1 rRNA gene (only partly in view) is annotated in these 281 nt (G+C 45.9%); it reads right to left on the bottom strand.

Annotated elements, in window-relative coordinates:
• A 23S ribosomal RNA gene (locus tag GY169_RS23295) occupies nt 1-281 on the bottom strand (it extends past both window edges: 3,387 nt to the left, 776 nt to the right).

Below are 281 nucleotides of genomic sequence, written 5' to 3'. Positions count from 1 at the left end.
TCATCGCCTCTGACTGCCAGGGCATCCACCGTGTACGCTTAGTCGCTTAACCTCACAACCCGAAGATGTTTCACTTCGTGTTGCGAAAATTTGAGAGACTCGAACACACCGCTCATCTGTTCTTATTACGGAGAACAGACACAGTGTGTCGTTTCAACGCTTAACCTCACAACCCGAAGATGTTTCTTTCGATTCATCATCGACTTGCGAAAATTTGAGAGACTCGAACACACCGCTTATCTGTTCTTATTACGGAGAACAGACACAGTGTGTCGTTTCAA

Source organism: Kluyvera genomosp. 3, from assembly GCF_011765685.1.
Lineage (GTDB): Bacteria > Pseudomonadota > Gammaproteobacteria > Enterobacterales > Enterobacteriaceae > Kluyvera > Kluyvera georgiana_A.
The sequence above is the reverse complement of the archived record's forward strand: the minus strand, read 5'-3'. Positions and strand labels throughout refer to the sequence as shown.